This is a genomic window from Candidatus Accumulibacter aalborgensis (assembly GCF_900089955.1).
In the GTDB taxonomy this organism is placed as follows: Bacteria; Pseudomonadota; Gammaproteobacteria; order Burkholderiales; family Rhodocyclaceae; genus Accumulibacter; species Accumulibacter aalborgensis.
Genome location: NZ_FLQX01000110.1, coordinates 48,591 through 58,033, shown reverse-complemented (window position 1 = coordinate 58,033; position 9,443 = coordinate 48,591). Strand labels below are relative to the sequence as shown.

Annotated in this window: 8 protein-coding genes; all 8 read right to left on the bottom strand. The window is 63.7% G+C overall.

Annotated elements, in window-relative coordinates; genetic code table 11:
* Positions 1–103 precede the first annotated feature (103 nt).
* The 8 genes from ACCAA_RS10605 to ACCAA_RS10575 all read right to left on the bottom strand — a co-directional run bounded on the left by ACCAA_RS10605 (position 104) and on the right by ACCAA_RS10575 (position 9,441).
* On the bottom strand, positions 104–1,009 hold the full coding sequence (locus ACCAA_RS10605) for a GGDEF domain-containing protein (protein WP_186407219.1): 906 nt from the start codon (positions 1,007–1,009) through the stop codon (positions 104–106).
* Between the two features lie 133 nt (positions 1,010–1,142).
* Positions 1,143–1,943, bottom strand: coding sequence for an SDR family oxidoreductase (locus tag ACCAA_RS10600; protein WP_186407218.1), 801 nt, complete (start codon positions 1,941–1,943; stop codon positions 1,143–1,145).
* A 507-nt stretch (positions 1,944–2,450) separates the two neighbouring features.
* Positions 2,451–3,239, bottom strand: coding sequence for a DUF1223 domain-containing protein (locus ACCAA_RS10595; RefSeq protein ID WP_186407217.1), 789 nt, complete (start codon positions 3,237–3,239; stop codon positions 2,451–2,453).
* A gap of 112 nt (positions 3,240–3,351) precedes the next feature.
* The gene (locus ACCAA_RS10590; RefSeq protein WP_186407216.1) at positions 3,352–4,788 is read right to left on the bottom strand and encodes an FAD-dependent oxidoreductase; all 1,437 of its coding nucleotides are present in this window, start codon (positions 4,786–4,788) and stop codon (positions 3,352–3,354) included.
* Entirely contained in the window at positions 4,785–5,591 is an 807-nt protein-coding gene (locus ACCAA_RS10585; protein ID WP_186407215.1) for an MIP/aquaporin family protein, read from the bottom strand. Before ACCAA_RS10585 ends, ACCAA_RS10590 begins: the two co-directional genes overlap by 4 nt.
* 12 nt (positions 5,592–5,603) lie before the next feature.
* On the bottom strand, positions 5,604–6,539 hold the full coding sequence (locus ACCAA_RS22615) for an MGH1-like glycoside hydrolase domain-containing protein (RefSeq protein WP_342674049.1): 936 nt from the start codon (positions 6,537–6,539) through the stop codon (positions 5,604–5,606).
* Complete coding sequence (locus tag ACCAA_RS22610; protein ID WP_342674048.1) at positions 6,494–7,981, bottom strand: hypothetical protein; 1,488 nt, start codon at positions 7,979–7,981, stop codon at positions 6,494–6,496. The genes ACCAA_RS22615 and ACCAA_RS22610 overlap by 46 nt, the downstream gene beginning before the upstream one ends.
* Positions 7,978–9,441: an FAD-dependent oxidoreductase gene (locus ACCAA_RS10575; protein WP_186407214.1), complete on the bottom strand. Its 1,464-nt coding sequence runs from the start codon at positions 9,439–9,441 to the stop codon at positions 7,978–7,980. The genes ACCAA_RS22610 and ACCAA_RS10575 overlap by 4 nt, the downstream gene beginning before the upstream one ends.
* Positions 9,442–9,443: the final 2 nt, after the last annotated feature.

Here is a 9,443-nt window from a genome sequence, read left to right as displayed (position 1 = left end):
TCTGTCTCAGCCTCGAACAGCTTGCGCCAAACAGTCTGAATCACCGCGCGACGTAACAGGCGGTCACTCCGGGCTTTGCAAAGCGGCCGCTCAACGTCCCGGTTCAGCGGCGGCGCGAAGCGCCGTCCGCTGGAACCGCTTGTTCATCGTTCTCACGACACCCAGCGTGTTCTTCATAGACTATGCCGTTTTTGCCGGCTGTCTTGACACGATACATGAGCTGGTCGGCAATCTTCATCGCTTCGTCGATGGAGGAAGGAACACGAGGAAAAACCGCAACCCCTATGCTGAAGCCAATCGGCCAGCCATTGTCGGCGCTCTCCCGCGCCAACTCATCGCGAACTCTACGGAACATTGTCTGGGCGTCTGCATAGTCGGCCTCCGGCAAAAGAATGGCGAATTCATCGCCCCCCAGTCGACCTACGACATCAGTGGTGCGAACACTTCCGGTTAATGCGTTCGCGACAGTCTTCAGAACTCGGTCCCCTTCCGAGTGACCTGATGTGTCGTTTACCGCTTTGAAATCGTCAATGTCGATAAACCCCAAAACTGCCGGACGCTGGTAACGTTCTGCCACCTCTAACAGGTGACCAGAAAGATCCTTGAAAGCCCGCGCATTCAAGAGTCCGGTCAGACCATCCGTACTTGCCAAAACCTGTTCGTGCTTCAGACTCGCTTTCAATTGAATGAGAAGCTTCGAAGTCATAAGAAAAACGCCGAGTCGGACGCCAGTATTCCAGTAAGGGGTGAGCGCGCTGCTATAGGTATGGCCGGAGGCGTGGTCAACAAGCAGCCCAACCATTGCGGCAAGGCCACAGAAGAAATAGCCTATCCATGACCGCGTGTACCACGTGACAAGCACTATGGGCAGGAGGTGGAAAATGGACAACGAAAGCTCGAACCCCGTGAGATGATCGAGTGTCCCGATGGAAGCCAGGAGCGTGAGACCCAAAGCGATCACCAGTGCTGGTGACCTACCATCGAAGAATTTTTTGAAAGCGCTCAGCATGAGTTGCCTACCATCGGGACGCCAAACGTTCGTGTTCAGCGACTGCCGTAGGCAGTCCGCTGGAACATGTGGTTCGGCGTCGCCCAGGCATCAGATTCGGCGACCCAACCGGCAGAGGTGTGGCGACTTGGCATCAGTAGGCTCTGGTGAATCCGCCGTCGTGCAAGATGTTTACCCCGGTCATGTGATCCGAGAGCGCTGAAAGCAATCCTTCCACCGCGGCGGCGACCTCTTTCGGCGACCCATACTTCTTCAAGGGGATGTTGTCTGTTTCATCTGCAAGACGCTGCTCGACACTCACTCCGGCGCTGGCGGCTCGCCGCTCGAGTGAGGCTGCGTAGCCCGGCGTGAGCGTGCCGCCGAGGGAAAGCGTGTTCACGTGGACGCCTCGCTCACCCAGCGCGAATGCCAGCGTCTTGGCCTCGGCCAGCCAGGCACAGCGGATGACGTTACTGGAGGCGTAGTGGCCCAAGACCTGGACTGAGGACATACCCGAGATGATCACGATCTTGCATCGCTTGCCGTTCGCAGGGTCGGGCTGCATCGTCGCGATGGCAGCTTTGAGCAATGCCAGCGGCCCGATAAAACTGTTCTGCAGAATCTCGCGCCATCTATCACTACTTGGGAAGGGGTCGTTCGTTGGCGGATCTTGCGGTGGCATCAAGACAGCGCCATGCAGGAACAGACTTCTCGCCGTGAGCTCTGTCGAGAATGACTCGACAGAGTCGTCACGTGTCATGTCGACGCTGATCCAAGAGTAAGCGCCAGCGTCGGGAAAGAGGCTCCCCAACTCAGAGGCGAGCGCCTGTAGCTTGTCGGCGTTGCGAGCCGCAAGAATGAGCGAGTATCCAGCGCCAGCCAAGCGCTCGGCGACTGCTCGGCCGATGCCACCTGTCGCGCCAGTGAGAAGTATCGTTGGTGGTACGTTGTTCATTCAGAGCTCCTCGGACAAAGCTCAATCGAGCCAGGATGATCATCAACGGGATTCGAGCAGTGTGGAGCCTACGACGCCCAATAGCGCTTATCTGCCGCTCCGAAAGCGCTGGGTCAACTTTGTTATCGGGAGCAGTTTGCCCATAACTCCTGCGCCCGCTCACCAACTCGGCGTCGCTCGGAACGCTCGAAGCTTTACCGCAGCAGGCTCTGCGCCCGATGTGTGTTGGTTCTATACAGTATCAAAGAATCGTGAAAAGCGGCACTTCGTAGACTATGTTTATAGCATACACTCAAGCCGCTTCAAGACTGCTTTCGGGAAACTTCTTCACCGTCTCTTCCTGGCCGATAGTACTCGTTGAACGCTGCTTCTGCAAAGCCGACACTGGCGACTTGTCCCATCCGGATCAGGCGTGAGCTCTGGCCGATGAGCAGCGAGTGCGAGCAGGGCGGGACGGTCAGGTCTGGAAGTCCCTCATTTGGGATTTCCAGACCCCGTGATTCACGGTCACGTCTCAGCCGGCGCACACGCCGGCAAGGAAACGGCCTGCAGAACTTCGCCCGTGCGCAGATCCTGGACAAAAGCCGCCATCCCGAGGTTTGCGGTCTTCCAGCCTGGCGCCAACCACAGCGTCCGCTTCAGGACCTGGGCGCCTGGCTCCGACTTGAGCGGCAGCGGCAGCCACTGGCGCACGACGTGCTCGTGCTGCAGCGTGACGCCCCGGTTCTCGCCGCGACTCACGCTCGAAACGAGCCCGTCTTCATAAAGCACCAGTACGCCCTGCAGGCCCGATCTGCGCTGTGCCTCAGCCGGCAGGCTGAAGCGCGCCTCGGCAACCAGACTTTGCGGCTCGCCCGCGTGCATGGCCAGCGTGATGCCGGCGCGCGCCGGCTGACCATTGACCTCGCGCAGCCAGCGCTCGACGTTGTCGGCGTCGCGCCAACCGCGCAGCTCGCGCGCGGAAACGAAAACTTCAGGCGTGTAGATCGTCGCGCCACCGGCGAGGCGGCGCTGACGTTCGCTGAACTGCGCCTGCGCGAATGGATCACTCCAGCCGATGTAGTCCCAGTAGTCGACGTGCAGTGACAGGGGCAGCACTCGCGTCGAATCGTGCCGCGAGAGGAGCGAACTCAGCCAGCGGTCGGCGGGAGGGCAACTGTTGCAGCCCTCCGACGTGTATAGCTCGACGAGGGCGACGGTATGCGCCGGACTGCTGCGCTCGCAGGCGGATTGCGCCGCCTGCGCCGGGGCGAGCGCCGAGAGCAGGGGTACGAGGATCAGCAATGGTCGCAACATGGGTGCCTCCCTGATTCGCTGTGGATTCGAGACACTGTTTGGTCGTACCAGCCGCAACAGACCTTACAGCGTTCTCGCCGATCAGGCCGGGAAACACAGCGCGCCGCCTTGCTCAGGCCGCACCTTGGCGTTGCAAAGCGTCTGTCGCGTGCATCTGCTCGGTCTTCTGACTACCGGCGCCGCCGGTAATCAGTCGCGTGCCGCTGCGATAAGTGAGGTACGCCCAGAACCAGTCGAGCACGACCGAAGTGCGGTTGCGCAGGCCGACCAGGAAGCCGAGGTGCACTGCGCCCCAGAGCCACCAGGCCAGTCCGCCATGCAGCTTGACGAAGCCGAAGTCCGCCACTGCCGCTTTGCGCCCGATGGTCGCCAAACTGCCCAGGTGTTGATACCGAAAAGAGGCTGGCGCCGGGCGGCCCTCGACGCGGGCGCGGATCACCTGCGCGACGTAGTCGCCGCCCTGCTTGGCCGCCGGTGCCAGCCCCGGCACCGGCGTGCCGTTCCAGGCGTTGGCGATGAGGAAGGTCAGCAGGCTGGCTTGCTCGGCGGGGTCGTCGGTTACCTCGGCCTGTTCGAAGGCAGTGAGCAGCCGCCGCCGGACCTCGGTGGCGTCTTCGACGCGCTTCAGTCCGGGGGCATGCGGTGCCCAGTCGTCGCGGCCGAAATACGAGTGCGCCGCTCCGGTGGCCAGGACCAGGTAATCGTAGGCGATTCGCTGACCGTCCATCAGCACCTCCCGCCTGACTCTGTCGACGCTGCTCACCTCGCCGAACAGCACACGGACGTTGAAGTGCTCGCGGAACAGACCACGCACCGGCGTCGCGATGTCGCCGGGCGACAGCCCTGAGGTGGCCACCTGGTAGAGCAGGGGCTGGAACAGATGGTAGTTGTGACGGTCGATCACGGTCACCGCCACTCGCGCGCGCGTCAGCGCCGCGGCACACGTCAGCCCGCCGAAGCCGGCGCCGACGATCACCACGCGCGGCACACCGTCGAGCGAGAAGGCCGGCTGGCCCGAGAGTTGCGGAAAACGTCGGCGCAGCGCGCGTTCGACCAGCGCATCGAGCGACACCGGCCCCGGCCCCGGCCCCCATAGTGCCACCAGCGCCAGCGCCATGAACCAATAGGGATAGGCTTCGACGCCCAGCCCCATCATGCGCACGGCGGATATGGCCACTATCAGCAGCAGGGCAGTCGGGCGGGTAGCGTAGCCGAGAGCCACCAGCGTGGCGCAAACGAGCGTCAAGGGCGCCGCGAAGGTGGCCGCCGAAGTGACCGGCAACAGCGACACGACGTCGCCTGCACTGCCGTTCGACGAGGCGATGGCCAGGGCACCAGGAATCGCGAAGGCCAGCCACAGGCGTAGGACCAGGGTATACAGCGGCGCCAGCCAGCGCGTGGCGTCGGCACACAAGCTGAGCGTCGCAGCGGCAAACGGAACGGCCGTTCGCGCCAGCCCGCGGGCGAGCAACCGATCGAGCGACAGATTCACCAGATCCGCCAGCCAGTCCAGGCGATGCGACAGGGTCGATGCGTGCGCGTGCTTCATGCTTGCTCTCCTTCGGTTTTCACGCCATAGCGGCAGCGGAAGATGCAGCGCTGCCCGTTTTCGTGGTGCAGCTTGCAGCACAGCACGGCTGCCGCACCCTTGAGGCGCACGTAGAGCGCGGCGGCGCCGAGCATGCCCAGAAGCGGTGCCGTGAAGTAGACCCAGATCGCCGTCCACTGCTGCGCCGACATTGCCGAAGCGAAGCTTCGCGCCGGATTCATGCTCATCCCCGATAGCGGCGCCTCAAGCGTGATGTAAAGCGCCACCAGCGCGCCGGCGACCAAACCCGTGTAGCGATTGGCGCGCTGCGAGTTGCTGACCAACAACACGGTCAACATGAGGCCGAAGGAGATTGCCGCTTCGGCAACGAAGGCCACGACCGCACCCTGCTTGCCGGGAAGCGTCGCGACGAAGTTCACCGCCGGATGCGACAGCACCGGCGAGTGAAGAAACAGTGCCGCGACCGCCATTCCGGTGACTCCGCCGACGAACTGAAAAATGACGTAGAACAGCGCGTCCCAGGGCTCGATCTTGCCGAGCCGGAAGAAGGTCAGCGTCACCGCCGGGTTGAGGTGGGCCCCCGAGCGCTTGCCCCACGGCGAGTAGATGAGGGTGATGGCGGTGAGCCCCATGGCGATGCCGATGAGGACGCGACGCAGTGAAGGGTTGCCGATGGCCTGCGGCAGCGGCGACGCCGGGTGCTCGATCAGGGCCACGAAAAGGCACGCCGAGATCATGAACAGCCCGAGACCCGCCGCCTCGATCAGATACTCGGGCCAGTGCTGGCGCAGGGTCTGGTGCATGCGTGCTCTCTCCTAGACCTGCTCGGCGGGCTCGGGCTGGCGTGCTGCCTGTGCTTCCTGTTGCTGCCGCCAGAAGGCTGGAATATCGACGCGATACCGGCGCTCGACCAGATTCGCCACCAGACCCGTCCAGCCAGTCTGATGCATCGCGCCCAGGCCCTGTCCGGTGTCGCCATGGAAATACTCGTGGAAGAGCAGCAGCTCCTGCCAATATGGATCGCTTTGAAACGGCGACCCGACGGGGAAAGCCGGCAGGCGTCCGTCGGGCATGCGGCGGAAGATGTTCACCAGCCGCTCGGAGATCAGCTTGGCGGCCTCCTTGAGCGTCACTTGTCCGCCCTCACAGCACGGTGCCGGCACCAGGAAGGTGTCGCCATAGTAGCGGTGGAACTTTTCAATGGCCTGAATGAGGACATAATTCGTCGGCATCCAGATTGGCCCGCGCCAGTTGGAGTTGCCACCGAACAGCCCCGAGTTGGACTCGCCCGGAACGTATTCGATGAGCGCCTGCCCGATCCCCGGCAGCGTCCCCAGGTCACACTGCTCGGCATGAACGCGCGACACGCTGCGCACGCCGAAGGGCGAGAGGAACTGGCGCTCGTCGAGCACCCGCTGCAGTACTGCCTTCAGTCGCGCCGGTCCGAGCAGCGACAGGAGATGTTCTTCGCGGACGTTGCTCTGAATCGGGCAGTGGGTGACCCTGTGCCCGTCAAACTTGCCCTGGTAATGGCCGACCAAAGCGGCGTGGAAGCGCGGCACGTTCGTCAGCAGGCGCTGGTCGATGACCTCGACGGCGAACAGCGGAATCAGCCCGACCCACGAAAAGACGTCGATGTGCCGGCTTTGCCCGTCGGGGCCCACGACGAGGTCCTTGAAGAACTGGTCCTTCTCGTCCCACAGGGTCAAACCCGTCTGGCTGTAACCGGCGATCGAGTTGGCGATGGCCATGAACTGCTCGTAGCACTGGATCGCCACGTCCTCGTAGTCGTGCGTTTGAGCAGCAGCTCGATCTGACCCTTGGCGAAATCGACGTCGACCAGGGCCAGTGCAGCGCAATGAAACGCGAGATCCCAGGCGGCAAACCAGGGATACTCCCACTTGTCGGGCATGGAGATGATGTCGGCCGCCTTCATGTGCCGCCAGGTGCGGTTGCGTCCCAGCTTGCGCTTCGCCGGTGGCGGCAACTGGTCGCCATCCTGCCAGCGCGCCACGTCGAAGTGAAAGAACTGCTTCGACCAGATCATGCCGGCGAGCGACTGGCGCAGAATGCGGCCGTCCTCACTGCTGCAGTGCGGTTGCAGATTCTCGTAGAAGATCGTCGCTTCCGCCTCGCGTTGGACGAAGACCGCCTCCTGCTGGGCGAATGGCGTCTGCCGTTCGCAGCGCGCGAGCGTCAGTTCGATGGTCACCGTCTGGCCGGCGGTCGCGGTCAGCACGTGCCGCGCGGCGAATCGAGTGCCGGTCCGGGCGGGATTCACTGCCGCCAGATCGCCGTCGACCACATAGCGATGGAAAGCGTCCTTGACGTAGGGCGTCGCATTGGCCCGGTTCCACAGGCGCTCGGCGTTGCTTTCGTTCTCGGTGTAGAGCGGCTCCGCCTGCTGCCGGCCGTAGAGAAAGTAGGCACCCAGCGTCTCGTCGTCGGCGCGCACGGCCCACTGCGCACCGCTGGGCGCCGGCGCCGCGGCGAGCAGCGGCTTGCGCACCGCTTTCGGGGCACCCCATTCGTCCACCCCGGCGCCCCACGACCAGGTGTTGCGAAACCACAGCGTCGGCAGCACGTGCAGCTTTGCCGCTTGCGGCCCGCGGTTGCTGGCGATGATGCGAATGTGGATCTCCTCGGGCGAGGCCTTGGCGTAAAGCACCTCCACATCCCAGTAGCGCTGGTCGTCGAAGACACCGGTGTCGAGCAGACTGAAAGGTGGATCCTGGCGGCTGCGGCGGCCATTCTCCGCCACCAACCGGGCGTAGGGATAGGCGGCCTGAGGGTACTTGTAGAGATAGCGCAGATAGCTGTGCGACGGAGTGGCGTCGAGATAGAAGTAGTGTTCCTTGACGTCCTCGCCGTGGTTTCCCTGGTTGCCGGTAAGCCCGAAGGCGCGTTCCTTGAGAATCGGGTCTTCGCCGTTCCACAGCGCGAGGGCGAAGCACAGGCGCTGCTTGTCGTCGCAAATGCCGCCCATGCCGTCTTCGTTCCAACGGTAGGCACGCGAGCGCGCCTGATCGTGGTCGAGGTAGTCCCACGCGCTGCCGCCTTCGCTGTAGTCCTCGCGAACCGTTCCCCAGGCGCGCTCAGCCAGGTACGGGCCCCACAGGCGCCAGTTCTCGCGTCCGTCGTGCTGAGCCTCCAGGCGTTGCCGCTCGCTATTCAGGATCTCGTTTGGTTTCATCGTCCGCTCCTTTGAAGTTTGCCGGCCAGAATCGTGTTGCCGAGGTGGCTTGCCAGGCGCAAGCCCCAGGCATAGATGGTGAGCGCCGGGTTGGCGCGACTGGAGCGCGGCAGCACGCTGCCATCGGCGACGTACAGGTTGCCCATGCCGTGCACCTTGCCGTGGGCATCGACGACGGAAGTCGCCGGATCGTTGCCGGCGACCAGCGTGCCGCAGGCGTGGGCGGTGCCCTGGAGCGGAATCGCCTTGACCAGGGTCACGTAACCCAGCCCGAGCAACTGGCGCTGCAGCGTACGCACCAGGCGCCGGTGCTCCGCCTGTGCCGCTGGCAACCGGGCAAGATCATAGTTCAGCAGCGGACGATCGCTGCCCTGCGCCCTCGCGACGACTCGATTGTCCGGATGCGACCCGTCTTCGGTCTGCAGGAACAATCCGTACACCCGTCTGGTAATCGGTGCCGAGAGCCAGTTCGGCACGAAGCGTGGGGATTGGCTGCGCACGATTTCCTCGGCCAGGTTGCCGCCGAGCGTCTGCACAGTACTGTGGGGCATGCCGTCATGCAGCAGGAGCAGCGTCTTGCACAACACGTCGGTAACCGGACGGTGTGACAGGGCGAGCATGGCCGTCAGCACGTGCGCCTTGTAATTGCGGCCCACCTGGCGATAACTCGGCAGCGCCTGCGCCAGACCCGTACGCTCCAGATAGGACTGCAGCAGGCGAGGGCTGTGCAGGGTGCCGGCGGCGATCACCACCGCGGCCGCGTTATGGCGGCTACCGTCCTCGCACTCGACTCCGGTCACCCGCGTCGCTTCGCCACTGGCGGCGATGAATCCGGACACCGCTTTGCCGGTGAGTACGGTCAGGTTCGATTTGTCGCTCACTCGCTGCAGAAGCGACGATTCGGCATCGCACTTCAGCCCGCGCACCGACGCGAAGGCGTCGAAGTGGCGCGCTTCTTCGGGATGGGAGAGGATATCCGCCGCCAGGCCAAGCGCCATCGGCTGTCGGCGCCATTGCGCATCCCGGCGACGCAGACCGGACACGATCTGCTGGAAGTTGGCCTCGACCGCGAACTGGCGAACGCCGAGAAGCCTCTCGGCTTCGTCATAGAACGGTGCCAGTTCCTCGTAGGGGAAAGGCCAGGCCAGGCAGGCGTGATCGGCATCGGCGGCAAATTCGTGCGCTGCGAAGCGCAACAGGGCAGCGCCGTACCACTTGGTCTTGCCGCCGAGATTGAAGTGTTCCTCGGGAACGATCGTCGCCCCGTGGCGATCGACCCAAGGCTCGTCGCTGAGAAACATTCCGCGCCGCAGGACCTTGTCGGCATCCAGGGTGCTGCCGTCCCTGGGCAAGGCCATTCCCTTTTCCAGCAGCAGCACACGCTTGCCCGACTGGGTCAGGTGATAGGCAGCGGCACAGCCGCCAGCGCCGGAGCCGACGATGATCACGTCGTAGTCCAATG